The organism is Dongshaea marina (assembly GCF_003072645.1).
Taxonomy (GTDB): domain Bacteria; phylum Pseudomonadota; class Gammaproteobacteria; order Enterobacterales; family Aeromonadaceae; genus Dongshaea; species Dongshaea marina.
In genome coordinates, this window is record NZ_CP028897.1 from 4,783,508 (window position 1) to 4,809,805 (window position 26,298).

General features: G+C 53.8%; 32 protein-coding genes. 20 read left to right on the top strand and 12 right to left on the bottom strand.

Annotation, left to right across the window (positions count from 1 at the left end; translation table 11 throughout):
• Nucleotides 1-187: 187 nt before the first annotated feature.
• Both DB847_RS22385 and cyaY read right to left on the bottom strand, forming a co-directional pair.
• Complete coding sequence (locus DB847_RS22385) at nucleotides 188-715, bottom strand: gamma carbonic anhydrase family protein (RefSeq protein ID WP_108652653.1); 528 nt, start codon at nucleotides 713-715, stop codon at nucleotides 188-190.
• Entirely contained in the window at nucleotides 712-1,035 is a 324-nt protein-coding gene (gene cyaY, locus DB847_RS22390) for an iron donor protein CyaY (RefSeq protein WP_108652654.1), read from the bottom strand. Before cyaY ends, DB847_RS22385 begins: the two co-directional genes overlap by 4 nt.
• 76 nt (nucleotides 1,036-1,111) lie before the next feature.
• Between cyaY and lptM the strand changes: the two genes are divergently transcribed.
• The 7 genes from lptM to uvrD are packed head-to-tail and all read left to right on the top strand — an operon-like array spanning nucleotide 1,112 to nucleotide 7,891.
• Nucleotides 1,112-1,282, top strand: coding sequence for an LPS translocon maturation chaperone LptM (gene lptM / locus DB847_RS26790; RefSeq protein WP_108652655.1), 171 nt, complete (start codon nucleotides 1,112-1,114; stop codon nucleotides 1,280-1,282).
• 5 nt (nucleotides 1,283-1,287) lie between these two features.
• Nucleotides 1,288-2,535, top strand: a complete 1,248-nt coding sequence (lysA, locus tag DB847_RS22400) for a diaminopimelate decarboxylase (RefSeq protein WP_108652656.1) — start codon at nucleotides 1,288-1,290, stop codon at nucleotides 2,533-2,535.
• Nucleotides 2,536-2,548: 13 nt separating this feature from the next.
• Nucleotides 2,549-3,379 carry a diaminopimelate epimerase gene (dapF, locus tag DB847_RS22405; RefSeq protein WP_159084800.1) on the top strand — a complete coding sequence of 277 codons (831 nt, stop codon included), beginning with the start codon at nucleotides 2,549-2,551 and terminating at the stop codon, nucleotides 3,377-3,379.
• Nucleotides 3,376-4,044 carry a DUF484 family protein gene (locus DB847_RS22410; protein WP_108652657.1) on the top strand — a complete coding sequence of 223 codons (669 nt, stop codon included), beginning with the start codon at nucleotides 3,376-3,378 and terminating at the stop codon, nucleotides 4,042-4,044. The genes dapF and DB847_RS22410 overlap by 4 nt, the downstream gene beginning before the upstream one ends.
• On the top strand, nucleotides 4,031-4,954 hold the full coding sequence (xerC, locus tag DB847_RS22415; RefSeq protein WP_199911663.1) for a tyrosine recombinase XerC: 924 nt from the start codon (nucleotides 4,031-4,033) through the stop codon (nucleotides 4,952-4,954). Before DB847_RS22410 ends, xerC begins: the two co-directional genes overlap by 14 nt.
• Nucleotides 4,951-5,661 (top strand): HAD-IA family hydrolase, encoded by a 711-nt coding sequence (locus DB847_RS22420; RefSeq protein ID WP_108652658.1) that lies wholly within the window; start codon nucleotides 4,951-4,953, stop codon nucleotides 5,659-5,661. The genes xerC and DB847_RS22420 overlap by 4 nt, the downstream gene beginning before the upstream one ends.
• A 31-nt stretch (nucleotides 5,662-5,692) precedes the next feature.
• Nucleotides 5,693-7,891 carry a DNA helicase II gene (gene uvrD, locus DB847_RS22425; protein WP_108652659.1) on the top strand — a complete coding sequence of 733 codons (2,199 nt, stop codon included), beginning with the start codon at nucleotides 5,693-5,695 and terminating at the stop codon, nucleotides 7,889-7,891.
• A 52-nt stretch (nucleotides 7,892-7,943) separates the two neighbouring features.
• On the opposite strand, the gene DB847_RS22430 is transcribed toward uvrD, so the two are convergent.
• The 5 genes from DB847_RS22430 to DB847_RS22450 all read right to left on the bottom strand — a co-directional run bounded on the left by DB847_RS22430 (nucleotide 7,944) and on the right by DB847_RS22450 (nucleotide 11,103).
• Nucleotides 7,944-8,297 (bottom strand): DOPA 4,5-dioxygenase family protein, encoded by a 354-nt coding sequence (locus tag DB847_RS22430; RefSeq protein ID WP_108652660.1) that lies wholly within the window; start codon nucleotides 8,295-8,297, stop codon nucleotides 7,944-7,946.
• Nucleotides 8,294-8,704: a hypothetical protein gene (locus DB847_RS22435; protein WP_108652661.1), complete on the bottom strand. Its 411-nt coding sequence runs from the start codon at nucleotides 8,702-8,704 to the stop codon at nucleotides 8,294-8,296. The genes DB847_RS22430 and DB847_RS22435 overlap by 4 nt, the downstream gene beginning before the upstream one ends.
• 90 nt (nucleotides 8,705-8,794) lie before the next feature.
• A complete protein-coding gene (locus DB847_RS22440; RefSeq protein WP_108652662.1) occupies nucleotides 8,795-9,643 on the bottom strand; it encodes an HAD family hydrolase in 849 nt (282 codons plus the stop codon).
• A 114-nt stretch (nucleotides 9,644-9,757) separates the two neighbouring features.
• Nucleotides 9,758-10,147, bottom strand: coding sequence for a CBS domain-containing protein (locus DB847_RS22445; protein WP_108652663.1), 390 nt, complete (start codon nucleotides 10,145-10,147; stop codon nucleotides 9,758-9,760).
• A gap of 179 nt (nucleotides 10,148-10,326) precedes the next feature.
• Nucleotides 10,327-11,103, bottom strand: a complete 777-nt coding sequence (locus tag DB847_RS22450; RefSeq protein WP_108652664.1) for an amidohydrolase family protein — start codon at nucleotides 11,101-11,103, stop codon at nucleotides 10,327-10,329.
• 400 nt (nucleotides 11,104-11,503) lie between these two features.
• On the opposite strand from DB847_RS22450, the gene DB847_RS25240 reads away from it, so the two are divergent.
• From DB847_RS25240 to DB847_RS26245, 5 genes are all read left to right on the top strand, one after another.
• A complete protein-coding gene (locus tag DB847_RS25240; RefSeq protein ID WP_199911664.1) occupies nucleotides 11,504-11,803 on the top strand; it encodes a hypothetical protein in 300 nt (99 codons plus the stop codon).
• Nucleotides 11,767-12,567 carry an alpha/beta hydrolase gene (locus DB847_RS22455; RefSeq protein WP_325049108.1) on the top strand — a complete coding sequence of 267 codons (801 nt, stop codon included), beginning with the start codon at nucleotides 11,767-11,769 and terminating at the stop codon, nucleotides 12,565-12,567. The genes DB847_RS25240 and DB847_RS22455 overlap by 37 nt, the downstream gene beginning before the upstream one ends.
• Before the next feature lie 67 nt (nucleotides 12,568-12,634).
• The gene (locus tag DB847_RS22460) at nucleotides 12,635-13,045 is read left to right on the top strand and encodes an RrF2 family transcriptional regulator (RefSeq protein ID WP_159084801.1); all 411 of its coding nucleotides are present in this window, start codon (nucleotides 12,635-12,637) and stop codon (nucleotides 13,043-13,045) included.
• A 93-nt stretch (nucleotides 13,046-13,138) separates the two neighbouring features.
• Nucleotides 13,139-13,585, top strand: a complete 447-nt coding sequence (locus DB847_RS26240; protein WP_108652666.1) for an SDR family NAD(P)-dependent oxidoreductase — start codon at nucleotides 13,139-13,141, stop codon at nucleotides 13,583-13,585.
• On the top strand, nucleotides 13,585-13,947 hold the full coding sequence (locus tag DB847_RS26245; RefSeq protein ID WP_108652667.1) for an SDR family NAD(P)-dependent oxidoreductase: 363 nt from the start codon (nucleotides 13,585-13,587) through the stop codon (nucleotides 13,945-13,947). Before DB847_RS26240 ends, DB847_RS26245 begins: the two co-directional genes overlap by 1 nt.
• A gap of 104 nt (nucleotides 13,948-14,051) precedes the next feature.
• Here the strand turns inward: DB847_RS26245 and DB847_RS22475 are convergent, their stop codons facing one another.
• Both DB847_RS22475 and DB847_RS22480 read right to left on the bottom strand, forming a co-directional pair.
• Nucleotides 14,052-14,699, bottom strand: a complete 648-nt coding sequence (locus tag DB847_RS22475; protein WP_108652668.1) for a DUF1353 domain-containing protein — start codon at nucleotides 14,697-14,699, stop codon at nucleotides 14,052-14,054.
• 95 nt (nucleotides 14,700-14,794) lie between these two features.
• Nucleotides 14,795-15,265 (bottom strand): Lrp/AsnC family transcriptional regulator, encoded by a 471-nt coding sequence (locus tag DB847_RS22480; RefSeq protein ID WP_325049109.1) that lies wholly within the window; start codon nucleotides 15,263-15,265, stop codon nucleotides 14,795-14,797.
• 351 nt (nucleotides 15,266-15,616) lie between these two features.
• On the opposite strand from DB847_RS22480, the gene DB847_RS22485 reads away from it, so the two are divergent.
• From DB847_RS22485 to DB847_RS22500, 5 genes are all read left to right on the top strand, one after another.
• Nucleotides 15,617-16,414: a DMT family transporter gene (locus DB847_RS22485; protein WP_199911666.1), complete on the top strand. Its 798-nt coding sequence runs from the start codon at nucleotides 15,617-15,619 to the stop codon at nucleotides 16,412-16,414.
• A gap of 256 nt (nucleotides 16,415-16,670) precedes the next feature.
• Nucleotides 16,671-17,600, top strand: a complete 930-nt coding sequence (locus DB847_RS22490) for a PLP-dependent cysteine synthase family protein (protein ID WP_325049110.1) — start codon at nucleotides 16,671-16,673, stop codon at nucleotides 17,598-17,600.
• Nucleotides 17,597-17,731, top strand: coding sequence for a hypothetical protein (locus DB847_RS26475; RefSeq protein ID WP_325049111.1), 135 nt, complete (start codon nucleotides 17,597-17,599; stop codon nucleotides 17,729-17,731). Before DB847_RS22490 ends, DB847_RS26475 begins: the two co-directional genes overlap by 4 nt.
• Nucleotides 17,732-18,241: 510 nt before the next feature.
• The gene (locus DB847_RS22495; RefSeq protein WP_108652669.1) at nucleotides 18,242-18,457 is read left to right on the top strand and encodes a hypothetical protein; all 216 of its coding nucleotides are present in this window, start codon (nucleotides 18,242-18,244) and stop codon (nucleotides 18,455-18,457) included.
• 87 nt (nucleotides 18,458-18,544) lie between these two features.
• Nucleotides 18,545-19,462: a DMT family transporter gene (locus tag DB847_RS22500; protein WP_108652670.1), complete on the top strand. Its 918-nt coding sequence runs from the start codon at nucleotides 18,545-18,547 to the stop codon at nucleotides 19,460-19,462.
• Between the two features lie 69 nt (nucleotides 19,463-19,531).
• Here DB847_RS22500 and DB847_RS22505 read toward each other — a convergent pair whose 3' ends face one another.
• Nucleotides 19,532-21,634: a sensor domain-containing diguanylate cyclase gene (locus DB847_RS22505; RefSeq protein ID WP_108652671.1), complete on the bottom strand. Its 2,103-nt coding sequence runs from the start codon at nucleotides 21,632-21,634 to the stop codon at nucleotides 19,532-19,534.
• A 180-nt stretch (nucleotides 21,635-21,814) separates the two neighbouring features.
• Here DB847_RS22505 and tatD point away from each other — a divergent pair, with 180 nt between their 5' ends.
• The 3 genes from tatD to tssD all read left to right on the top strand — a co-directional run bounded on the left by tatD (nucleotide 21,815) and on the right by tssD (nucleotide 24,470).
• Nucleotides 21,815-22,606, top strand: coding sequence for a 3'-5' ssDNA/RNA exonuclease TatD (gene tatD, locus DB847_RS22510; protein WP_108653070.1), 792 nt, complete (start codon nucleotides 21,815-21,817; stop codon nucleotides 22,604-22,606).
• An 11-nt stretch (nucleotides 22,607-22,617) separates the two neighbouring features.
• Complete coding sequence (gene hemB / locus DB847_RS22515) at nucleotides 22,618-23,631, top strand: porphobilinogen synthase (RefSeq protein WP_199911667.1); 1,014 nt, start codon at nucleotides 22,618-22,620, stop codon at nucleotides 23,629-23,631.
• Nucleotides 23,632-23,930: 299 nt separating this feature from the next.
• Nucleotides 23,931-24,470, top strand: a complete 540-nt coding sequence (gene tssD, locus DB847_RS22520) for a type VI secretion system tube protein TssD (protein WP_108652672.1) — start codon at nucleotides 23,931-23,933, stop codon at nucleotides 24,468-24,470.
• A 58-nt stretch (nucleotides 24,471-24,528) separates the two neighbouring features.
• Here the strand turns inward: tssD and DB847_RS22525 are convergent, their stop codons facing one another.
• Together DB847_RS22525 and gppA are read right to left on the bottom strand one after the other, a co-directional pair.
• Nucleotides 24,529-24,750, bottom strand: coding sequence for a hypothetical protein (locus DB847_RS22525; RefSeq protein ID WP_108652673.1), 222 nt, complete (start codon nucleotides 24,748-24,750; stop codon nucleotides 24,529-24,531).
• Between the two features lie 51 nt (nucleotides 24,751-24,801).
• Nucleotides 24,802-26,295 (bottom strand): guanosine-5'-triphosphate,3'-diphosphate diphosphatase, encoded by a 1,494-nt coding sequence (gene gppA / locus DB847_RS22530; RefSeq protein WP_108652674.1) that lies wholly within the window; start codon nucleotides 26,293-26,295, stop codon nucleotides 24,802-24,804.
• Between the last annotated feature and the right edge of the window lie 3 nt (nucleotides 26,296-26,298).

The window sequence follows — 26,298 nt, forward strand, 5'->3', positions numbered from 1 at the left end:
GTGCCGTCGGGCACCCCCGACAATATGGCGAAGCCATAACATCAGTCCGAAGGACAGATAAGCATTCACGCTGTCCACGCCCGGACAATTGTGCCGCAGGCACAAAGAAACTGACCGCAGGTCAAACCTTATCCCGCCCGCAGGGCATCAGCTCAGCGAGCTGAAACCCATGCCGGTAAGGCGATACCTACAGATACTGCTCCTTAAGCCGTACGTAGTTCTCCGACGAATACTTAAAGTGCTCCCGCTCGGCATCGGTCAGCGGCCGCGCCTGCTTGAGCGGATTGCCATAGTAGAGGTAGCCGCTCTCAAGCCGTTTACCCGGTGGCACCAGGCTGCCGGCACCAATCAGCACCTCATCTTCCACCACCACGCCATCGAGCACCACGGCGCCCATGCCGACCAGCACCCGGTTACCTATGGTGCAACCGTGTAGCACCACCTTATGCCCTATGGTGACATCTTCACCCAGGATCAGCGGATAACCGGGATCCCCTTCCCCCTGGGAGTGGGTCACATGCAGCACAGAGCCATCCTGGACATTGCTGCGATCGCCAATTTTCACCCAGTTGACGTCGCCACGGATCACCGCGGTGGGCCAGATGCTGACATCATCGCCCAGGGTCACCTCGCCGATCACCACCGCACTCTCATCAACCATCACCCGCTCCCCGAGCTTTGGGGTGTGTTGCATGTAGGGACGCAGATTATTCATGATAGCTCTCCAAGCTCAACCGGCTCACCGGCCTGCTCGCTGCAGCACTGGGCCATCAGCTCGCTCAGCTCGCGGTTGTTGCGATTATCTATCCAGCGGCCCTCTTTGTAATCAAAGTGGAAGCCACCCGACTTAGCCGCCAGCCAGATCTGGTGCAGGGGCTCCTGACGATTGATGATCATCTGTGAGCCATTTTCAAACTCCAGGGTCATCACCTTGCCACTGGTCTCATAATCGATATCCACACCACACTCATCGATCCGCTCCTCGATCAACTGATACAGATGATCGGCCAGCGCATGAAATTCACTATCATTCATCGCGTTTTATCCTGTTGCAATTCTCTCGATCAATGCGATTATAAGCGTTCGATTGTTTTTGGATAGTGAAACCTCTATGCGCATCAAACTGATGGTGACAGCCCTCTTTGCCGTTTTTGCTCTGGCCGGTTGTGGTCTTAAAGGCCCCCTTTATATGCCACCTCCCGCGAAAAAGAGTGAGGCAACCCAGCCCCAGACTCAAACCCAGGCGCCACCTCAGCAGGACACCCCCCAACAGAAGGAGTAATCATCTTGCAGCCATTTGCATATAACGAGAACGGACAGCTCAGCATCGAAGAGCTGGAGATCGCCCCACTTGCCCGGCAACATGGGACTCCCCTTTACCTCTATTCTCGCCAGGCGATTGAGCAAAATTGGCTGCAATTTGATGGCGCCGCCCGGTTTAACCACCGATGTTGCTACGCGGTGAAAGCCAACCCCAACCTCGCGATTCTGAACTTGCTGGCGAAGTTGGGGGCCGGATTCGATATTGTGTCGGGTGGTGAGCTGGCCCGGGTGCTGGAAGCCGGCGGCAGCGCGGACAAGGTGATCTTCTCCGGCACCGGCAAGAGCCGCGAGGAGATCGACTACGCCCTGGATGCCGGGATCGGCTGCTTCAATGTCGAATCGACCCAGGAGCTCACACGGATCGCCGAGCGTGCGGCACACAAACAACAAACCGCTCCGGTCACCCTGAGACTCAATCCGGATATAGATGCCGAGACCCACCCCTATATCACCACGGGCAAGAAGCATAACAAGTTCGGGATCCCCAACAATGAACTCGAATCCCTGATCCAGCTCTGCCTGGAGCACCCCCACCTGGAACTTCGTGGGCTGTCCTGCCACATCGGCTCTCAGCTCACCTCGGTGTCCCCCTTCATCCATGCCTTCGAAACCCTGCTTCAGCTCTATGATGAGCTGGCATCGGAGGGCATCGAACTGCCCTGGCTCAACCTCGGAGGAGGGCTGGGGGTTCGCTACCATAAGGAAACCCCGCCGGCACCCGCTGAGTATATGCAGGCGATCGCCGAGCGCCTCGGTGAACGCAGGGTCAAGATCATCTTTGAACCCGGACGCAGCATAGTGGCCAATGCAGGCCTTCTCATCGCCCGGGTGGAATATATCAAGAACAACGGACTGCAAAACTTTGCCATCACCAATGCAGCGATGAACGATCTGCTGCGCCCCGCCCTCTACCAGGCGTATCAGCCGATCATTCCGCTGAGTCGGGATAATGACTCACCGCTGGCCACCTATGATGTGGTGGGGCCTATCTGCGAGAGTGGTGATTTTCTCGGCAAGGACCGCGAGCTCAGCATCACCCAGGATGATCTTCTGGCAATTTGTGGCAGCGGAGCCTATGGCTTTTCGATGTCCTCCAATTACAATAGTCGATGCCGGGCCGCTGAAGTCATGGTTGATGGCCAGCAGTCTCATCTGATCCGCGCACGAGAACAACAAAGCGATCTATGGCGCGGAGAATCTATGTTGCCCTGACAAAGGAGTATCAATGCTGGTTCATTTCTCCAAAATGCATGGACTGGGGAATGACTTCATGATGGTTGACTGTGTCACCCAGAAGGCATTTTTTAACAAGGATCTGATCCGCCGGCTGGCGGATCGTCATCTTGGAGTTGGATTTGATCAGCTGATCCTCATCGAGCCCCCCTATGACCCGGATCTCGACTTCCACTACCGGATCTTTAACTCCGACGGCAGCGAAGTCGAGCAGTGTGGCAACGGAGCCCGCTGTGTTGCACGTTTTGTGCAGATGAAGGGCCTGACCAATAAGCAGCAGATCACCGCCAGCTGTCGCGGTGGCCAGGTCAAGCTCAAGCTTGAAAAAAACAACCTGGTGGCGGTCAACATGGGGGTGCCCGACTTCGAGCCCTCCAAGATCCCGTTTCGGGCGCGCCAGAGCGAGAAGAACTACCTGCTACGCGCCGATGGTCATACCGTGATGTGTGGTGTGGTCTCCATGGGTAACCCCCACTGTGTCATCGAAACCGATACAATCGCCGAGGCCCAGGTGGAAACGCTGGGCCCGCTGATGGAGCGCCACGAGCGCTTCCCGGATCGGGTCAATGTGGGCTTTATGCAGATCCACACTCGGGATGCGATCTCGCTGCGGGTTTTTGAACGGGGTGTCGGTGAGACCCGCGCCTGTGGCAGCGGCGCCTGTGCTGCGGTCGCCGTGGGTATCTATCAGCAAAAGCTCGCCAGCCAGGTGGAGGTCACTCTCCCGGGTGGTAAGCTGACCATCAACTGGAAGGGTGGCGACTCTCCCCTGTATATGACAGGGCCCGCCGAGCATGTTTACGATGGGCAGATACAGCTATGAGTGAAGAGGCTATCGTTCACTACCTGAGTGAAAATCCGGACTTTTTTTTGCGCCACCCCCAGCTGCTGGGCTCGCTCAAACTGGATCATCCCGAGCGGGGCGTGATCTCGTTGACCGAGCTGCAGCTTGGCAAGCTCAGGGAGCGGATTGCCGAGCAACAGGAGGAGATCACCGGCCTGCTCACCGCCGCCAGCTACAACGAACAGCTATTTAGGATCTATGCCGATCTCTATGTGGAGCTACATGACTGTAAGACCCTGGCCGATCTCCAGGAGCTGATCGAGCAGAGCTTTCTCAAGCAGCGCCATATCAGCGCCTTTCGCCTGCTGCTCAACCCGGCGGTTCATCCCCAGGAGTTTGACAGCAACCATCACATCGACCTTCGAGCCTTCAAGAAACTGCAGATGCACCGGCTTGGCGGCGAGGGCTGCTACTTTGGCCGGATCAGTCAGGCCGAGAAGCAGCAACTGTTCGGTGATTATGCCCTGGTCAACTCGGTGGCCCTGGTGGCGATTGGCGAACATGCACAGCTGGGCATACTGGCCTTTAGCAGTGCCGACGCCAGCCACTACACCCCGGGGATGGATCCCATGCTGCTGGAGTTGTTGTGCCGGATGATCGCCGTCATCCTGCCGGAGATGATAAGCCACTGTGAGCAAGATTAATCCACTCCCCGAGAGCCTCGGGGATCAGCTAGGGGCCTTTATCGAGTTTCTTCGGGTTGAGCGCCAGCTCAGCCCCCACACCCTGAGCAACTACCGGCGTCACCTGCTGCAGTTTGCCAGCGAATTTGATGAGATGGGACTGACACACTGGCAGGAGCTGACCAGCGCCGATGTGCGCCAAGCCACCAGCGAGTTACATCGCCGGGGCGCCGGTCAGCGCACCCTGGCGGCACGCCTTTCCGCTCTGCGCAGCTTTTTAGACTACCTGCTGCAGCAGGGGGTTCTGGAGTCAAACCCGGCCAAGTCGATTTCTGCACCCCGCCAGAAAAAGGTGCTACCCAAGAATATGGATGTGGATGAGGTGGCCCAGCTGCTGGATCTTGATGACGATGATCCGATGGCGATTCGCGATCGCGCCATGATGGAGCTCATCTACTCCTCGGGACTGCGCCTGTCGGAGCTGGTGGGGCTAAACCTTGGCGATATCAACCTGCGCAGCTGTGAGCTCAGGGTGCTGGGCAAGGGCAACAAACAGCGCCAGCTGCCGATGGGAAAAGTGGCCAAACAATGGCTACAACACTGGCTCAAGGTGCGCGGCCAGTTTGCCCCTCCCGGAGAAGAGGCTCTGTTTGTCAGCAAGCACAAGCGGCGGATCTCCGCACGCAGCGTGCAGCACAGATTGCAGCACTGGGGAATGCAGCAGGGGGTCTCAAGCCATATCCATCCTCACAAGTTGCGCCACTCCTTTGCGACCCATATTCTCGAGTCCAGCGGCGATCTGAGAGCTGTGCAGGAGCTGTTGGGGCATGCGGATCTCTCGACCACCCAGATCTATACTCATCTGGATTTTCAGCACCTGGCCCGCATCTATGATGATGCACACCCAAGAGCCAAGCGGAATAAGAAATGATGCGCTTCATTCGAAACATTGGCGAGATAGCTGCAATAAGCTTCGACCTCGACGACACCCTGTATGATAACCGGCCGGTGATCGCCCGGGCGGAGCAGTGGATGGTTAGCAACCTGCAGGCACGCCACTGCCAGGTGGCTGAGCTTGGGCTATCTCACTGGCGCACTCTCAAATCCGAGCTGCTGAAACTAATCCCGGCCCTGGCCGACGATCCCAGTGCCTGTCGCCATCGCCTGGTCGAGTGGGGACTGACCCGCCATGGCGTCCCGGCAGCCGATGCCCGCCAAAGCGCCGATCTGATCCTCAGTGGCTTCTTAGAAGAGCGCGCCAGGATCCAGGTCTCCCCCGCCACCCTCTCGCTTCTCAAGGCTCTTGGGGAACGCTGGCCACTGGCTGCCCTGACCAATGGCAACCTGCCGCTGGAGAAAACCGTGCTGCAGGGCTGTTTCAGCCATGTGGTTCAGGCGGGCAGAGGCCTTCGGATGAAGCCCGAGCCCGATCTCTTTGAGCAGCTTGCGGATGAGCTCAAATTGGAACCCTCACAGATCCTGCATATCGGCGATCATCCGCTCACCGATGTCGAGGGGGCTCGAAGGGCTGGCTACCTCAGTGGCTGGCTGAATTTAGCGGGTCGCCCCAGCCCACAGCTCACCACCCTGCCCGATCTTGAGATCAGTGATTTAGAGGATCTCCGAGTGCTGTTATAATGGCGAGCCCATCGCCATTTCGGAACAGTACATGAGTGAATCAATCCTGACTCAGGGTCTAAACCCCCCGCAGAAACAAGCTGTCACAGCCACAGAGCAAAACCAACTGGTGCTGGCTGGTGCCGGGAGTGGCAAGACCCGGGTCCTGGTTCACCGCATCGCCTGGCTGCTGGAGACCGGCCAGAGTTCCTCCTTCTCCATCATGGCCGTAACCTTTACCAATAAGGCCGCCAAAGAGATCCGCGGCCGGGTTGATCAGCTGCTCGGAGGCCATCACCTGGGGATGTGGCTCGGGACTTTCCATGGCATCGCTCACCGATTGCTGAGGGCTCACTACCAGGAAGCCGGACTGCCGGAGGCGTTTCAGATCCTCGATTCAGACGATCAGTACCGGATCCTGCGTCGCCTGCTCAAAGCGATGAACCTGGATGAAAAGAAGTGGCCCCCCAAGCAGATCCAACACTACATCAACCGTAAGAAGGATGAGGGCCTCAGACCGGCGCACATCCAGCCCTATGGTAACCCGGTGGAACAGACCTGGCTCAAAGTGTATCAGGCATATCAGGAGCAGTGCGACCGCGCCGGACTGGTGGACTTTGCCGAGCTGCTGCTACGGGCCCACGAGCTGTGGCTCAATCACCCCGAGTTGCTGCAGCACTACCGCGAACGCTTCAGCCACATACTGATCGATGAGTTCCAGGACACCAACCGCATCCAGTATGCCTGGCTGCGGATGCTGGCCGGAGATGAGCTTTCCGTGATGATTGTCGGCGATGACGATCAGTCGATCTATGGCTGGCGTGGCGCCGAGGTGGAGAATATTCAGCGCTTCATTGATGATTTTCACGATGTGAAGACCATCCGCCTGGAGCAGAATTACCGCTCCACCAACACCATACTCAAGGCCGCCAATGCGCTGATCGCCAACAACAAGGAGCGCCTGGGTAAGGAGCTGTGGAGCGAGGCGGAGCAGGGGGAGGCGATCTCAGTCTATACCGCATTTAACGAGACCGATGAGGCACGCTTTGTGGTTGATCAGATCAAGAGCGCTCACCTCAAGGGGCGCCCGTTGAGCGACTGCGCCATGCTGTATCGCAACAACGCCCAGTCACGGGTACTGGAGGAAGCGCTGCTGCAAGCCTCCCTGCCCTATCGCATCTATGGTGGCCTGCGCTTTTTTGAGCGCCAGGAGATCAAGGATGCCCTGGCCTATCTGCGCCTCATCCAAAACCGCAACGACGATGCCGCCTTTGAACGAGTGGTCAACACCCCGACCCGGGGCATCGGCGATAAGAGCCTGTCGCTGGTGCGTGATTGCGCCCGGGATGAAGGGTGCTCGCTGTGGCAGGCAGCCCTGACTCTGCTGGATCGCCAGTCCCTCAAGGGAAGAGCGGCATCCTGTATCGGCGGCTTCATCCAGCTGGTGAGCGACCTGGAGCAGCAAAATAGCGAACTGCCGCTGCATGAGCAGGTGGACCAGGTGATCTGGCAGTCGGGCCTCAAGGCGATGTACCTGGCCGAGAAGGGTGAGAAGGCCAAGGCCCGGGTCGAAAACCTTGAGGAGCTGGTGACCGCCTGTCGCGAGTATCTCTCTCAATACGAAACCGATAGCGAGATGAGCCCGCTGGCAGCCTTTCTTAGCCACGCCGCCCTGGAGGCGGGTGAGCAACAGGCCGATGAGTTTGAGGATGCGGTACAGCTGATGACTTTGCACTCGGCCAAGGGGCTGGAGTTCCCGCTGGTGTTTATCACCGGGGTCGAGGAGGGGATGTTCCCCAGCCAGAGCTCTGCCGAAGATTTTGCTCGCCTCGAAGAGGAGCGCCGCCTGTGCTACGTGGGAATGACCCGTGCCATGGAGAAACTCTACCTGTGTCATGCCGAGAACCGGCGGATCTATGGCCGGGAACAGTATGCCCGCCCCAGCCGCTTTCTCAAGGAGCTGCCGAGCGAGTTTGCCGAGCCGGTACGCCTCAAGACACAGGTGCGCCGCCCAAGCTCCTCGGGCTATGCCCCATCCGGCTTTAGCAAACAGGCCTATAGCCCCAAGATGGCGATGGATAGCCCAGACAGTGGCTTTAACCTGGGCCAGCAGGTGATGCATCCCAAGTTCGGTGAGGGCACCATACTCAACTTCGAGGGCAGCGGTGGTAAGACCCGGGTTCAGGTGCGATTTGAGCGTGAAGGCACCAAGTGGCTGGTGCTGCAATATGCGCGGCTGGAGGCGGTTTAACCGCCTCCACTGTGCCAGCTCGGGGCCGGATTGCAGCTGATATAACCGGTCCTTAGCCTCCAAACAGCGCCAGATTCAGAGGACTACTCTCCCCCAGCCAATAGGCATGCTCGGTGTGATCTTTGAGATCATCGCCGGTGACCCCATGCACCAGAATACTCAGCCCCTGGCGATGGGCCTCCAGCCAGGAGATGAGGCCCGCAAACTGCCCGGAATCAAAGGCAAGCTGACAGCTCCAATGAGGATGAGGCCCAACCCGCTTTTTATGCAGTCGTCCCATCTCGGCGCCGAACCTGATTTTAGCCTCCTCACACAGGGAGGTCGCCTGGGCCAGGGTCGCTTTATTATAGTAAACATGCGCATGATAGAGTTGATGTGCATTGACCGGAAATTTTTCCTGATTCATTTTGATTCCTCTTTGGGTTGAGGTTTTTCAGCGGCAGGAAGCCTCGGCGGCTCAGAGCGCTGTTGCAAAGGAGCGGTTCCCGTGAACAGGGATGCCGAACGTTGCACTATCCCTTGCTCACAGCGCCCCTGATACTCCAGCCAATGGGCGGTATTGCCAATCAGCACCACACTGCCGGAGATGATAAAACTGCCCGCCGGGATCACTACGCCAAAGGCCAGCAGACACAGGGCGGCCTCTTCACCGCTCCCCTGACAGATATACAGGGTCTCGGCCTGGTTATAACTCAGCTCCCAGCGGGGCATCGCCATCTCACAGCTGCGGTACTCTTTGGGTGGCGCGGCGGTTCTGGGCAGGAACACACATCCTGCCAACACACATACCATGAGTACCCACAGCAGTCGCATACAGCTCATGAAAAACCCGGATAGGCTCCCTCATCCCGGCTGCGTTCACTGGCCAAACCACAGCCAGACACAAACAGCTACCTTTCTTGATTATGACTCAAGGGCGGTAAACTGCAGACGTTCCAATAAACTCAGATTGGCTTCAAGACCGGTTTGATTTATACACAGCCGGGTTGAGATCTGCCGGACACTTTCGGGGTCAAAGTCTCGGGTCGCAAACCCCAGGGCATGATCGGTAAAGGCATGGCCAGCATCATCCTTTGCCCCCTGATCGTCAGAGGTTGCGATCGTATCGACTGAGATCCTGTAGATGGCTGCAGTCTCGGCGATAGCCCTTTGTTTATTCACTGCCCTTGGCAGTATGTCAATGGTGCGATTGGCCCCGTTAATCACCATCAGCTGTGAGCATAGGGGTATCTTGCTCATCGCCTGGCGATAGGACTCGACCTGACGATCCACTGTATCTCGCCGATGAAAAGGGGGCTTGAGCCAGATCGAGAGGCTGGTTTTCTTGATCTCTAAAAAATCAAACTGATCATCCCTGTTGTCCTCGATCATCTCAAGTAACAGAGGCAGGCTCTTTTCAAATAGGCCCATGAATCCATAATCATGGAGCCTCTTCGAGCCAACCTCCCGACCATACCCGGCATACTCGGGGAAGATCACCAGCTTTTGCTGCTGCTCCTCACTCAGGTGTTGCTGAAGCTGACGGATAACCTGGGTGATATCCGGTCCATCCTCAAGGGTCGACAGCTCCGGGCGACCACTCACCAGTCCCACACCTACACCATGCTCAGCCACCAGAGCGGCGATCTTCTCAATGGCGCTCTCTGGAACCCGCCCTCGCTCATCGGTCAGGTTGTGATCGATATCAAACAGGAAAAATTTAACCGGCCGGCTCAGGGCCTCGTCTAGACGCTGCTGATGATCCCGTGCCATCCCCTTTTCCTTGCAAACAGAGCTTGTAAGCCATACCAGATCCCAATTGAGCCATTAATCCAAAACAAACGAATTCTTGACCAGAGATCGCCAAAACTTTTCCCGGAACTCCCTTCAGGGTTTGTAATCGAGATCGATGCCACCGGTGATATATTTTTCGAGCTCCTTGATGGTAAATGTCTGCTCAGAGATGATCTGCTTGATCACATCTCCGATACTGACCACACCAACCAGGTGCTTATTCTCAACCACCGGCATGTGACGCACACACTTGTCAGTCATCAACGCCATACACTCCTGGAGGCTGGTCCTGGGCTCGACGTAACAGACCTCGGTACGCATCAGCTCAGAGACAGGCGTCTCCTTGGAGAGCCGCCCATGCAGGATCCCTTTGCGGGCATAGTCTCTCTCGGAAAAGATCCCAACCATCTCTCCCCCATCGATGACGATCACCGAGCCAATATTTTTATCGGCCATCATCTTCAGGGACTCAAATACCGTCATATCCGGGGAACAGTCTGAACCTGATTTCCTTTCGATTCTAAAACTCTGCTGATGTACATGGGGCGCTCTCCTGTCTGCCAGATAAACTGATACCACTAGACCCCAGGCCGCCGGATGTTGTCAAGTTGTTAATCTTCTTAAAGAGCGCAATGAGAGCTCACCGGCAATTTGTTTATTTTTCACCCTGAGTGAGGTCTTTGTCCGGGCCGGTACCACTGGAGGGCATTGAGATGGAAGATCGCCGCGGCGGCCTCCTCCCCCAGTGTCTCAACCACCAGATAAAAATCCTCGTCGCTGTAAGATCTGGGGGCACGGGTACAAGGAAGATCGGTGCCAAACATCAGGGCATTCGGATTGACTTCATGGAGCATCCGAAGGGCATTTTTGATATCGAGATCGCCCCGGCTAAAGCCGGTCGCCTTGACCCGAACCCCGCGTTCCGCCAAACGCAGCAGGCAGTTAAAACCATCCCTGCTCAAGCCCAGATGATCCACACTCACCCTGGGGAGGGTGATCAGAGTTTGATAGAGAGACTCCAGCTCCCTTGAGTCAACATAAAGCTCAACATGCCAACCCACCAGCTCAAATATCCGCCTGGCAAAGCTCCTGAGATGAACGATTTCTTCCGATCCACCACGCCTTAAATTAAAGCGAACCGCCCTGATCCCAGCCTGATGAAGCAAGAAAATCTCATCGTCCGTCACCGTGACCGGAAGTTGAGTGACCCCCACAAAGTCATCCCCCAAATGATCCAGGGCGTCCAGCAGATAGGTTTGATCGAACCCCTGAAAGGAACCCGACACCACCGCGCCTCCACAAAGGCTATAGCCAGATGTTTGCCTAAGGTAATCCGCGCAGCGATAAGGCTCAGGCAGGTAGCCCTGGTTGGCAATCAGGGGAAAACTGGGGTCTATGATATGAAAGTGGCTATCAAAGAGTGGGTATCTATCTTTCAAGGTAAGCTCCCATCACAAGAAAGTGGCCCAGCTATCATCCACCAATCGCGTCAATCGTTCGACCACATTTTCTGCAGGGAATTGCTGCATCCCAATGCCGTCCGCGGAGCAGCACACCGGGAAAATTATTGGAATGATGGCACCGGGCTTAAGCTCCTTTATCAGACAACTCCCTCCTGTACCGGATGATTTTTAGTCAATAAGGTTGACAACCACTATCAGTAACAAATATTGTTACTGATAGTGGTTGATGAGTTGTATGCTCCCGATCTTAATTGGATGATGAATGAATAGGTGATCTATGACAAAGTTAGTTGCCGGTATTTTAGTCACAGTCACAGGCATTACCTTAGGCATATTAGGATACGCAAGCCCAAGTAGTGGGACGGATCGCACACAAATGCCCTCTCATCACTTACCCGACTACGATCAGCCTACATTTGCTCAATACGTCCGGGAAACTCGAGCCTGGCTCTTAAACAACCGAGCTTTCATCAGCCAGGATATCAATAAAGAGCTTAACGCCAACTCCCCAAGAGAATATAAGCCAGTACACCCGAATGGAGGTGCGGTACTGCTGGTTCATGGCCTGGGGGATTCACCCTATTCATTTATCGATATTGCTCAGCATCTGGCACAGCAGGGTACCTGGTCCGAACCCTATTGCTACCGGGCCATGGCAGCAAGCCTGCAGATCTGATGCTTTCCACCGCCAAAGACTGGCAAGCGGTTGTTGCCCATCACTCCGGCTTGCTCAAACAACAATACAGTTCAGTCTGGCTTGGGGGCTACTCTACCGGGGCAAATCTGGTCACAACTCAGGCACTCAAAGATCCTGATGTCGCCGGATTACTGCTCTTCTCTCCGGCATTCCAGCCTCGTTCGGTCGCAGTAAAATATGCAAAGCTAGCCAGCTATTTTGTCACCTGGGCGGATCAAGATCCGGAAGATAACTACCTTCGCTATAATTCTCTTCCCATGTCAGGGGCCGCGACCTATTACAAGACATCACAGATCGTACGTGCCAAACTTGAGCATGCCCAATACGCCAAGCCTGTCTTCGCTATGATGAGTGAATCCGATAGTCTGATCGATACAAATTATGTCATGCAACAATTCACCAGAGTCATGACCAATCCACACAGCAGGCTCATATTACAGGGCGAAAGCCAGCCCACCGATCAACGTGCCATTCATTTGAGCATGAAACTATCAAGGCTCAGAATCTCTAATGGATCTCATATGGGACTACTATTTTCCCCCACAAATCCCAGCTATGGCATCCATGGAAGTGAAATCATCTACAACAATGGTCAGTCTTACCGTTACTCTTCTCCTGGAAAAATATGGTTCTCCGCCTTTGGTTATCAGGAGCCAGGTAAGTATCACGCGCGATTAACCTATAATCCTTACTTTAAACAAAGTATGAAAGTATTAGATAACGTCATGCAGAGTACCTCTTGAGCGACTCCGATAAATTAATAGAAATAAAGTAACAAAAACTGTTACACTTAGTTTAAAGAGGAAAATGATGGCAGCAAATACAAACTTTTCAGTTGCGGTTCACTCGATGGCAGTGCTTGGCTTTCTTGACAGGCAGGTGACTTCAGAGGTTCTGGCAACCAGTATCAACACCAATCCGGTTATAGTCCGCAGAGTTGTCAGTAAACTCGTAAAGGCAGGGCTGGTCCACTCCATTCCTGGTAAACATGGTGGATTTGAGCTCACAAGAGCTCCTGATGCAATCAGCCTCAAGGATATTTATCTGGCTCTGGAAGAGGTTCAGCTCTTTGCAATCCATGCCAATGAGGAGTTCCAGCCCTGCCCGGTAAGCTGCTCCATCAAGGGCATATTAGGCCAGGTATCAGACGAATTGGCAGGCCAGGTAAAAAGCACGCTGGATAAGATTAAATTAGCTGATGTGATAAAGCAGATTAAATGATCTGACACCCTTGGCAAGCCGAAGGTACAAAGCATTTTTCTGAGACAAACTGTAACAACATTTATTACAATTTACTGGCAAGAGGAGAAAGTGATGAAACACACATTCCGCGAGAAATATGGCGAGTGGGCGGTGGTCACCGGAGCAACTTCCGGAATTGGTTCAGAAATCGCAAGCCAAATTGCGCAGCAGGGCCTTAACTTACTACTTGTTTCCAGAAACGAACAAAGGCTGGATAACAAGGCCAGGCAGCTCCAGGAAGCATATGGAGTAGAGGTTCAAACGGTTCAGGCCGATCTCTCTCATCAGGAAGATAACCAAAGGGTTATCATCGCGAGCGAAAACTTAAACGTTGGGCTTTTTGTTGCCTGTGCCGGGATGGAAACCCATGGGACCATGACTGAGATGGATCAGAATACCGAGCTTGCCATGATCCAGCTTAACGTGACTTCTCTGTTTACATTAACCCACTACTATGCTCAGCAAATGAGCCAGCGAGAGCGCGGGGGATTCTGCTGGTTTCCAGTCTTTACGGCCTGATGCCCGCTCCTTATTTCTCCAACTATGCAGCCACTAAATCTTATGTCCTGAACCTTGGGATGTCCCTGCGCTGGGAACTTCAGAAAAAAGGTATCGATATATCCGTTCTCACTCCCGGGCCAACAGATACCCCGATGGTAGATGGAGTCCAGGAGAGCTTTGATTTATCAAAAGTCCCACTTGATCTCATGTCTGCCAAAAAAGTTGCGCAAATTGCCCTCAAGGGGCTGGGCAAAAAAGCGGTGATCATTCCGGGAGCCAAGAATAAGCTCATGGCTTTTATTGGAAAACATTTTGTTGGCAGAAGGGCATCCATCGATATGGGTGGGAAGATGATGGAAAAAGCTCTAAAGCAGGATTAAACATTTCAGCTCAATCTCAGAGCATCATGGGCATGGAAGCCTCCACCACTCATGGGTATAAATCTGCCAAGCCCCTCCAGGTTCAGCGCAATCTCGCTCTTAACTTATTGGCTCAAGGCTCGCAATTGCGGCTCTCTTCTCTCCATCCACTGCTCAATTTTTTGGCGATCCGGGTCTTTCGCCTGGATCCACTCCTTACATACCTTAAATTCGGCCCGAAGTGCCTCATCGGATACCCCGTCAAGACTGTTTCCGGCATCATTCCATCGGGGCCCTCCCAACCAGACCGCCGCAAACATCAGTTTAGCCTGGGAGACCGAAGTTCCTCCCGCGATGAGCGCCTCGTAAAACATCCGGTGTACCCGCTTCCAGGGCTGGCTTTGGTACTGTCCGGGGGTGCGGGAGGCATTATCTGACTGGCTATAGGCATCATGCACCACCGCCGCCTTGAGAAGGTTTTTAGCAAAACGTCCATCTGTCATCCACAGGGCCAGCCGGGGGACCGATGCCCCATCGGTCAGCGTCCCTTTGGGAGCGATCCAGTGTTTTCCCTGCTTATCGACAAACAGCAGCTGTTCATCGATAAGCTCCTTCAGGGAGGAGTCCGCCACCTCGCGAAGCGTGATCACCTGAGGATAAAAGCCGCTTAGCACCTCATCTGACACAGAGCGAGGAGTCGAAGGATCATCACATCCAGGTAACATGGCAAGGGCCAACAGGCCCGCAAACAGAGAAGCTAGCTTAAGACTCATCCATGACCACCCAATAGCCAAACGCCTATCTGTATATTAGGCGGTTTTTTGGCCCCGGGGATCGGCCTTTGCGCCAGCCGGAGCTGGCTGAGCAATCAGAGCGGCAGGGCGGTTGTGTATTTGAGTTGCTCCATCGCAAATGAGGAGGTGACATCAGTTAACCCATCCAGGGTGTTGACCAGGCGCTTGTAAAAGTTATCGAAGGCACTCATATCAGACACCTGGACCTTAAGCATATAGTCACACTCACCGGCCATTCGATAGATCTCCATCACCTCAGGAAAGATCTCAAGGCTATCGGCAAGACGGCGATACCAGGCCTCAGAGTGATCACTGGTTTTAAGTTGCACAAAGGCGGTAAAGGCCAGCCCCAATGCCTCGGCATCGAGCAAGGCGACCCGTTTGCGCAGAACTCCCTGCTCTTCGAGTCGCTTCAGACGCTTCCAACAGGGGGTTGTGGTCAGATTGACTGCATCAGCTAACTGAGCCAGAGAGATGGTGACATCCTGCTGTAATAACCTTAATAACTTTCGGTCTATTTCATCAATAGCGGTTATTTCTTTCAATTTAACAACCCCGTATAGAAATTTTTTCTATAAATTAACCAACCTTCTCTCTAAATGGAAATTTTTTTCTCCTTCCCACCTGCTAGAATCCGTAACCCAAGCAAAACATTTACCTAAATTTTTTTACATTACCGGGTGGTGATATTTAACCCCGGAGCCGTCAATAACCCCTTGAAACTCAAAGCACAGGGAGCAAATAGTGAGAGTTACAGGTAAGAGACTAGCCACTCAACCCCCCATGTCCTCCAGACAGCAAGCAGTCGAACCCCGGAGCGATCCAAGAGCCACTATCAGTTACTGATCCTGCTGTTTTTTTCGGTTTGCCTGATTTGGGGAACCACCTGGCTCTCCATGTCGATCGCCGTTCAGACCATTCCGCCGATCCTGGCAACCGGACTCAGGTTCTGTGTCTCCGCCCCGCTGATCATCGCCCTGGCGCTCTACCAGAAACAGCCGCTGCTATTTCCAGTGGGTAAACGAAAATGGATGCTAATCATCGCCCTGTTTTACTTCGCTATCCCTTTTTCGCTGATGATCTATGGTGAAAAATATATCTCTTCCGGCCTGGCCGCGATCATTTTTGCCACCATGCCGATCGGTGTGATGATCACCTCCAGTTTGTTCCTGGGATCCCGGCTCAAACCCATCCAGATATTCGGCCTTGCCATTGCGGTGATCAGCCTGTGTAGCATCCTGATCAGCGAGCTGGATATCAATGGCAGTAGCTACCTGATTGGCACTGTCGCGCTGGCCGGTGCCGTGGTACTCCATTCGCTGATGTATGTGAAGGTCAAAAAGTATTGTGCCGATGTCGAGGTGCTGACTTACAACGCCCTGCCCTGTGCCATCGCCTCCGTGGTCCTGCTGGGAGTCTCAATCCTCAGTGAGCATCCACAGCTGGCCAACATCTCCATCGAGTCTTTGCTGGCTGTGATCTACCTGGGGCTGGTCGCCGGAGTGGGTGGCATAGTGGCATACTTTAAGCTCAATGCGATCGCCACCCCTTTTACCGCTTCGATCTGCTTTCTGATCTTCCCAATCGTGGCTCTGTGCCTGGATGATCTGGTGACGGGACATCTCATTTCGACGAGCTCTCTCTTTATGCTGCTGCCACTGCTGGGAGGGATCCTGCTCACCAAATCAAGATAGCCGGCAAGGGTGCTGAGGCTTACCCTGATGACCGACTCCCCCCGGGCTCTGATGACAGCTAAGCTCCACAGAGCCTGCCCCCTCAAAATAGTGATAAAATCCCCTTAAAATAAGGGTTATGAAATTATTTTCTCAATATCACAAATTTGCAGCATAATTTTCTAAAACACCCGGTTCCCTGGCACTTTTTAGCAAGGATTTTCTCGTCCTTTTTTTGATAATCTTTAGATCAAGCAATGGTTAAAAGGTGGCTCCAATGAACAAGCAGGAATGGATCAATCAGGCAATCTGCAAGATTGAAGCGGATTATCAACGCAGTGCGGATACTCATCTAATCAAGCTGGAGCTTCCCTGGCTCAGGGAAATCGATCTCTACCTCAAAGATGAGAGTACCCACCCAACCGGTAGCCTCAAGCACCGGCTGGCCCGCTCTCTGTTTCTTTACGCCCTGTGCAATGGCTGGCTGGATCAGAATACTCCGGTGATCGAATCCTCTTCGGGCAGCACCGCCGTTTCTGAAGCCTATTTTGCCAGGCTGCTGGGACTACCATTTATTGCCGTGGTTCCACGCAGTACCGCCCGCAAAAAGATTGAGCAGATCGAGTTTTTTGGCGGCAAGGCTCACTTTGTTGAACGCAGCTGTGAAATCTATGCCGAATCGCGCAGGCTGGCGAAAGAGCTTGGCGGCCACTACATGGACCAGTTTACCTTCGCCGAGCGGGCAACCGACTGGCGCGGCAATAACAACATCGCCAATAGCATCTTCGAGCAGATGAAACTTGAGCGCTATCCTGTTCCCAGCTGGATAGTCATGAGCCCGGGAACCGGCGGCACTTCTGCAACTATTGGCCGCTATATCCGCTATCAGCGCCACCCGACCCAACTCTGTGTCGTCGATCCTGAAAATTCGGTGTTCCACGACTATTACAAAACCGCTAATCCTGACCTCACCCTGGAGCAGGGGAGCCGGATCGAGGGAATCGGTCGTCCCCGGGTAGAGCCGAGCTTTATCCCCGGGGTGATTGACCAGATGCGCACCATAGAGGATGCCGCCAGCATTGCGACCATCCTATGGCTGGAGAAGCGGATGGGACGTAAGGTCGGCCCTCGACCGGAACCAATCTCTATGGTGCTCTGCAGCTTGCCAGCGAGATGCAGAAAAACGGAGAGACTGGCTCATTGGTGACCCTGCTGTGCGATAGCGGTGAGCGCTATCTGGATAGCTATTACAATCCGCAGTGGGTGAGTGAGCATATTGGCGATATCACCCCTTACCTGACCAAGCTGGAACAGTTTGAGTCGACCGGACAACTCTAATCCCCCTATCTCCCAAAGGGCTACCTGAATGGTGGCCCTTTGACTCCCAAGGCTCTGTTGACGTTTCAGATTTGGTTCTGCAGTTGGCAATTTTGTCATCCAGCAAGGCGGAAGATGTGCAGTGTAGTTACTCTACATGAACATCTGATAACGCCGCTGGGAGGAAAAAGAGCCACTGCCCTGCGGGTTGCTCCTGAAAAAGCCCTGTTCATTGTTGCTCATCACTCATTTAGAGCAACTAAACCGCATGATTCGCGTCGCGAACAGAACATTATCAGGGGCAACAGGTTCAAAATTGGAAACGTCAACAGAGCCTAAACATCGTCCCGACCCCTGCATATTTTTTGTATCTTTGTGAATTCGCGAGCATCTTTCTGTTACGCCTTGATATTTTTCTAAAAATATCAAGGCGTAACAGAAACGACACCAAGACCTGGATAAAAAACACTCAACAGTGAGAGCTTTTGTCGCTATTATGGTCAGACCCAGGGATGTTTGAGGAGATTCATCATGAATGATGGCAAGATTACGGACAACGCCCCCAACTCCTACTGGCAAAGCCCCAAGCTGCACTGGCTGCTGATGGCGGTCACTCTGTTGCTGTTCTTAGGGACCCAGTTAATCGCTGCGGGAGCGCTTCACTCACTGGTGACAGTTCTTTTTGTAATCACCATTATCTTCGGTTTTTTCCGACTGTTTTTTGCGTTTTTTATGCGGATGCTTTAGCCCGCGCTTTCGTTTAACTTAGCTGACTTGCTATGCTGTGGTCCCCAATAATAAGGGTGCTTTGAATCCCGTGACCTATGGTAAGCCATGACTAACTCGAAAAAAGCCTATCTGTTTGGATTAACGGCGGTGGCCTGCTGGTCCACCGTCGCTTCCGCCTTCAAACTCTCTTTGAACTATTTTTCGCCTTCCCAGCTGCTGGTCGCTGCCAGTCTGTTCTCTATCCTTGCACTCACTGGCATCGTATTAAAACAGGGTAAACTTCACCTTGTCGGTAGCTACCTGAGAAACCGTCCCCTGTTTTACCTGTGCATGGGGCTGCTCAACCCCTGCCTCTACTACCTTATTCTGTTTAAAGCCTATGATCTGCTGCCCGCCCAGCAAGCCCAGCCGCTGAACTATACCTGGGCTATTACCCTGACCCTGATGGCGGTGGTTTTTCTCAAACAGAAGATCCGTCCTCAGGACTGGGTCGCGATTGTGATTGGCTACCTGGGCGCCTTTGTGATCGCCACCCATGGGGAGCTCACCCACCTGCACTTCTCCCACCCCCTGGGAGTCATTCTGGCACTGCTGTCGACGGTGATCTGGGCGATGTATTGGATCCTTAATACCAAAAACCAGGGGGATGCCATCGTCAGCCTGCTGCTGGCTTTTCTGCTGGGATTTCCTCTGGTACTCATAGCCAATGCCTGGTTGTCAGATTTTCATATGGGCCACTGGCAGGGTTGGTTGGGAGCGGTCTGGGTTGGATTTTTTGAGATGGGCTTTACCTATGTCCTGTGGCTGCAGGCGCTGCGCCATACCGACAATACCGCCCGGATCAGCAATCTCATCTTCATCTCCCCCTTCGTCTCTTTGGTGCTGCTGCACTTTCTGGTGGGAGAGAATATCTACTTCTCCACCATTACCGGACTGGTGCTGATAGTGATCGCCCTATTGATTCAACAGCTCAAATTCAAGCGTAGCGCTAAACCTCGGCTGCAGAGCTGTAATAAAGATTAGAGCAAGCCAGATTAAAAAAGCCCGGCAACGGGCTTTTTTTACTCTTTCATTCAGCAGCCAGGACCGGCTTTAGTCACGGTCCGTGCCTGCATCATACAGGTGAACCCCCCGCTCGGAATTGCGTCGCAGGTGATTCATCGCCATCTCGGCACAGTGAATCAAACGATCCTGATCATCACTCTGAGAAGGGAACAGGGAGATGCCGATGCAGGCACTCACTGCCAGGGTAGTCCCCTCGAAATCAATAGGCGCCTCTATCGCCGCCAGCAACTTGGCGCCCACGAACTCGGCATCTTCAAGATTGCGTGGCGATGCAAGATACACCATAAATTCACCGCCGCCGGAGCGACCGATCTGATCACTGCTACGCAAGCAGCCCTTCATTCGCTCGGCGACACAGGTGATGACCCAGTCTCCGGAGGCGTGGCCGTACTGATCATTGACCTCTTTGAGGCGTTCAACCCCGATGAAGAAGAAGGCCATCAACTCATCGAGTTGCTTGGCACGAAGCAGCTGGCGCTTCATCAGCCTCAGGAAGTGAGGCCGATTTGCCATTCCGGTCAGCTCATCAAAGCTGGCTAGTTTTTCCAGCTCCTGATGTTGCTGTAACTTGCTCAGGGCGGTCAGGGTTTGCGCTGAATATTCACAGATGGAGATGATAAAGATCTCCTCGTCCTGGCACCAGTGCTCTGAAGCGCGCTCCTGCTCAACAATGATGAAGCCAAACAGCTCCTGATTATGCTGAATCGGTGAGATCATCACCACCCCTTCCAAAGGAGCCAACCCCAGCCGCTCGATCATTGCGTTGAAGCGGGAGCGCTCATAGGGATCCTGGATGACCCAAACCACAGAGCTATTCAGCTTGGCGCTCTCGTAGCGGCCACGAATAAAGTGATAAGGCAAAGAGGGGGCCTGCTGGTGATGATCCGTGGGTGCAAAATAGAGATCCGGACAGAACATCTGCTGCTGATCTTCGGAGCAGTACCAAATACTGGAGCGGGTTGCATCACTGCCGCGACAGATCGCCTCATTGATCCGTTGTGCGGCACGGGGAAGATCTCCGGCCAGCAGCAAATCACTCTTGGCAAGACTCACAAGGGCCTCACTCTGCTTACGCTGACGCTGCTCACTCTCCTCCTGAGCGCTATACATGGTCTCAATTGTATCAAGCATGCTGTTGCAGGCCTGAGCGACTTCGGCAATTTCATCCTTGCCATCCACCCAGACCCGGCCAAGCTTATCTCCCTTGGTACCTATCAGCGCAAGGTTGGTCGCCAGGCTTCTCAGGCGGGAGGAGACAAAGGTGTTGAGGGTAAACAGCACGATCACCAGATAGACGATGCCGCCAAACAGAAGATAGAGAAAGAAGGTTTTGACCATGTTCTGGCCCTGCAGGAAATAATCACGGGGCTGCATGATCTCAACCATGATACCGACCTGTTTGCCAACCGCGGGTAACATGGCAAAACCGACGATCTGATCTGGCTCGGTGATGACATAGCTGCTCTTGCCATGGAGCTTACTCAAGATCCCGAGTTTCCCAGCCTCATTGAGGCCGCTGCCCCGGAAAAACTTGGCATTGACCGATACCGCTTTTTGTAGATGATTTTTCACATCGGCATCGAAACGTTTGAGGAAAACCAGGTAGCCATTGATCGGCCCCTCTCCTTCACTGGTAAGTATCGGCATCTTGGAGAGAAAATAGTAGATCCCATTATAGTTCCACAGCCCGGAAGAGACGTCCGGGGTTGAACTGGCGGTCACATAGCGGCTCAGGTGATCGATCAGCTCATTTTTAACGGCACGAGACGCCCCATTGATGAGGGAGGCCCCATAATAGTACTGCTTATCACTGCGAAAATAGAGGATGCTATCAACCTTAAGGGTCTCAAAAGTCAGGGTATTGAGATTATTTGCTTCATAGGATTTGTCGCGCTTATCCATGTAGTGGTAAGTATCATCCCACTCGGCCCAATCCCGGGTCAGGGTATCGAGCTGCTCGAGCTCAGAGAGATAAGCCTGGTTCATCCGCATCAGATTGCGCTCCATGCTCTCTTGCTCCAGCTCATTGAACTCATTGAGGATCAGGTAACGAGAGCCGAGGTAAACGCCTCCTAGCGCCATCACCAAAACCACAAGAATAATGCATGTGATCAGCTGACTAATCTTCATCCATGAAAAATCTCCAATTGGGCCTTCTAAAAGTTTAATCTATTCCTGAGTTATTGCTTAAGACTCCACCCTCGCCTAAAAATTCCCCACATCACAGGCACATGGCCCAGGCATTTCAGGGGTGATATGATGCGTCAGCAGATAACAGCCGATATTCGCGGCAAGCAGATGGAGATCCGAATGTTCGATATTGGCGTAAACCTGACCAGTAGCCAGTTTGCCCATGATGCCCCGGAGGTGGTGGCGAGAGCCAAACAGGCCAGGGTAACGGGACTGATCCTGATAGGTTCGGATATCCCGGATAGCGAGCAGGCGCTGGCTTTGGCCAACCAATGGCCTGACTACTGTTTTGCCACCGCTGGGATTCATCCCCACCATGCCAAAGATGCCGACAACAGCAGCCTGGAGCGACTCGAAGAGCTGCTCAGTGATCGGAACAGGGCTTTGGTCGCCCTCGGCGAATGTGGTCTGGACTTTAACCGTAACTTTTCTCCTCCTGCCGATCAGGAACGGATATTCAGTCAACAGCTGGAGCTGGCAGCGAAACTTAAGCGCCCTATCTATATGCATTGCCGGGATGCACATAAGCATTTTATAGAGTTACTTCGCCCCTGGGTGGGTAAGATTCCGGGAATGCTACTGCACTGCTTTACCGGTAACCGTGAAGAGCTTGAGGAGTGCCTTGAGCTTGGACTCATGATAGGGATCACCGGCTGGGTCTGCGATGAACGCCGTGGCCAGGAGCTGCGCCAGCTGGTCCCGCTGATCCCGGATGAGAGACTGCTGATAGAAACCGATGCACCCTACCTGCTGCCCCGGGATCTCAGCCCAAAACCCAAAAGCCGGCGCAATGAGCCCTGCTATCTGTCGCATATTCTGGAAGTGGTGGCCTTACTGCGCCAACAATCCCCCGAGCAGCTGAGAGATCAGCTGGAGCAGAACTGCCGCGCATTTTTTTCATTAACCCGATAGAAGATCACTGTATGTCCATCTCTTTAGTCAATTCAGCCTATCCCCATAGCCGCAAGCGCCGCTTGCGGGCTCACCCCTTTAGTCGCCGCCTGATCCGGGAGAACCAGCTCACGGTCGACGATCTCATCTATCCGATGTTCGTGCTTGAGGGACACAATCAACGCGAGTCGATTCCCTCGATGCCAGGCATTGAACGTTTATCTTTGGATCTGCTGCTCAAAGAGGCAGAACAACTGGTTGAGCTAGGGATCCCGGCCATCGCCCTGTTTCCGGTGACTCCGGTTGAAAAAAAATCACTGTTGGCCGAGGAGGCATACAACCCGGATGCCCTGGTCCAGCGCAGCGTGCGAACCCTCAAGCAGCAGTTCCCTGATCTTGGGGTGATCACAGATGTGGCCCTGGATCCCTTCACCAGCCATGGGTTGGATGGCATCATTGATGAGCAGGGTTATGTCCTCAATGACCAGACCACAGATATACTGGTTCGCCAGGCGCTATCCCATGCCGAAGCCGGAGCAGATGTAGTCGCTCCTTCAGATATGATGGATGGCCGGATTGGCGCCATTCGTACCGCCCTGGAGCAACACGGCTTTATTAATACCCAGATCATGGCCTACTCAGCCAAATATGCCTCCTGCTACTACGGCCCGTTCCGTGATGCGGTTGGCTCTGCAGCTTCTCTAGGGAAATCGGATAAGAAAAGCTTTCAGATGGATCCGGCCAACTCAGACGAGGCAATTCACGAGATCGCTCTGGATCTGAGTGAGGGCGCGGACATGGTAATGGTCAAGCCCGGGATGCCCTACCTGGATATAGTACGCCGGGTTAAACAGGAGTTTGCGGTTCCTACCTTCGCCTATCAGGTGAGCGGGGAATATGCGATGCATATGGCAGCTATTCAAAATGGCTGGCTGGATGAGCGCGCAGCAATCATGGAGTCCCTGCTATGCTTCAAGCGTGCCGGCTGTGATGGCATCCTCAGTTACTTTGCCAAACAGGCCGCTATCTGGCTCAACGAAAACTGATCTCTCATCGCTTTCAGAGGAGATCCCCGCGGCGGATCTCCTCCTGCAAACTCATCACCAACAACCCATCCATCCCTTAACTCCGGGTGATCAAAAACCTCTAGTGCGACAATAATCTACGCAAAAACCATGTTTCTTGGGCTGGCTAACTACTTTTTGGGTGAAATACGAGACATCCAAAATTGAACACAATATATTCAATCGGTTTGAATCTCTCACATCGGGCGCTGTAGTCCCCGGCCCAATGCATGAAAGCCTCCTCCAGGAAGAGGAGTCACAACAGCAAGGAGCTATCAGATATGGCTTTCACCATCTATATGTCTGTCACCGGAGCCCACCAAGGGCCCATTCTTGGGTCATGTGCCCAGGCCGGTGAAAAGCGAAATAAAATTCTGGTCTATGCCCTCTCACACCAGATAGAGATCCCAACAGATACCCACCAGGCCGTGGCAACCGGTCAAAGGATCCATGCTCCACTCACTGTGAGTAAGGGACGGGATGTCGCCTCCCCCAAACTGCTACAGGCCTGCTGCTCCGGCGAACGCTGCAGCGTGACCCTTGATTTCTACCAGATATCTGCCGATGGCGAGGAGTACCTTTATTATCAGGTGACTCTCAACAACGCGATTATCGTCAGCCGTAAGGGCTTGACCCCCACCACCTTCCTGCGCAAACACCAACCCTACCCGGATCTGGAAGAGGTATCATTTAGTTACTCTGAGATTATTGAAACTCATACCCAGGGAAACATAGAGACCATAGACTCCTGGCTAGATGGGGATCTCTCAGGATTACAGAGTAAGGTTGACTCCCTGGATGCCCCGATGCTGGCTCTTTAAAAGATGAGCTTCTGGAGGCAGAACATCGGCGCCTCTTTTCCCGTCCGGGTCAGAGATTTCACTGTGATTTGTGACGATAACTAATGGCTTTGAAAAGAAGGTGCCAGCCAAGGACGCACAACATAGCCAGCAGGGAAACGATCATCAGCCAGAGTCCGATCGCAAATAGCGGTGGCATCTCGGTATATCCCTGAGGGACAGAAAAGGGAGAAAGCAGGGCCATAAGCACCCCAAGGCAGAAAAAACCGCAACATCCCCAACAGAAGTGCTTGACTATCATTATCTCTCCCGACTCAGCACAGGAGAATGGTGAGAGGTATGCGCCCGAAAATTATTCCGAGCGCTCAACCACTCTAAGCTCCCAGCCAGCCTGTTGCTGATGACGGATCTCATCCAGCAATTCACTAGCCCGCAAGTAGTGCTCCTCCATCCAGCCCGCCGGGAGGGTCAGGGTCAGGACTTCACCTTCGGCCATCAGTTCAAAATCGGGAATGGAGCCGTTGGCCCGGCGCATGCACAGGATAATTGACAGGCGTAACAGCCTTAACATCCGCAGTGCGATGTTCTGTGGCACCGAACGTTGCAGCTGCAGTCGATCCAAGGAGATGCTATCACGCTGATTAAACAAGAGCCCGGAGATCAGCTGCCGCTGCGGGGTGGTAAAACCGGGCAGAGAGAGGTTCTCGATGAGATAAGCCGCATGCTGTGGGGCCTTCTTGTACTCGATACACAAGCCAATTTCGTGAAGCTTGCAGGCACTAGCGAGTAAGCGGATCACATCCTCATCAAATCCCCAGTCCTCTTTAAGGGATGAGAGCCCCTTCAGAGCAGTGCGGGCCACTCGCTCCCCCTGCTCTCTATCGAGCTGATAGCGTTCGAACAGGCTATCTATGGTTCGTTCATGAACCGGCTTTGGCTGTTCGCCACCGAGCATGCTGTGGATTAGCCCCTCACGCAGCGCTCCGCCCGCAAGATGCATCGACTCGATGCCCAGCACCTCAAACAGGGCGATCAGGATCGCCAGCCCCGAAGGAAAGACCTTGAGTCGCTCCGCCGCCAATCCCTGGATCTGCAATGCATCCAGGGACCCACAAGCCAGCACCTGCTGTTTGAGTTTGAGCAGCTTGTCCAGGCTGATCTGCTCGGTTTCTCCCTGAGCCTGCAGCGCCTCCTGAATCGCCTGCACAGTGCCCGAAGCACCACAACACTCCTGCCAGCCACAGCGACGATAACTTGAAGCGATCTCAGAGATAACCTGCTGCGCACCATTACAGGCGTCATCAAAGGCCTGCTCGGTGAGCATGCCATCGCTGAAATAGCGATTGAGCCAGGTCACACATCCCAGATTGAGGCTATTGAGCTGCAGGATCTGTTGCTGCTCGCCGATGATGAGCTCGGTACTGGCCCCGCCGATATCGATCACCAGATTGCGATCGCCATGGGCCGAGGTATGACAGACCCCCTGATAGATGAGGCGGGCCTCATCCTCACCTGAGATGATCTGAATCGGCTGGCTCAGGATCTGGCTGGCCCTGGCAATAAATTGAGCCGAATTGTTGGCAAGACGCAGGGTTGCAGTCGCCACAATCCGCACATTTTCACTGGGAATATCCTTGAGCTGTTCGGCAAACAGCCTCAGACAGTTCCAGCCGCGTTCCATCGCTGCCCCACTGATCTCGTTGCTGCTACTCAATCCTTCTGCCAGGCGAACCTTACGTTTAACCTTGGCGACAACCCGAATCGAACCAGCGACCTCCCTGACCACCAACATATGAAAGCTGTTAGAGCCCAGATCAATCGCTGCATACAGAGGGGAATTCTTCACTCA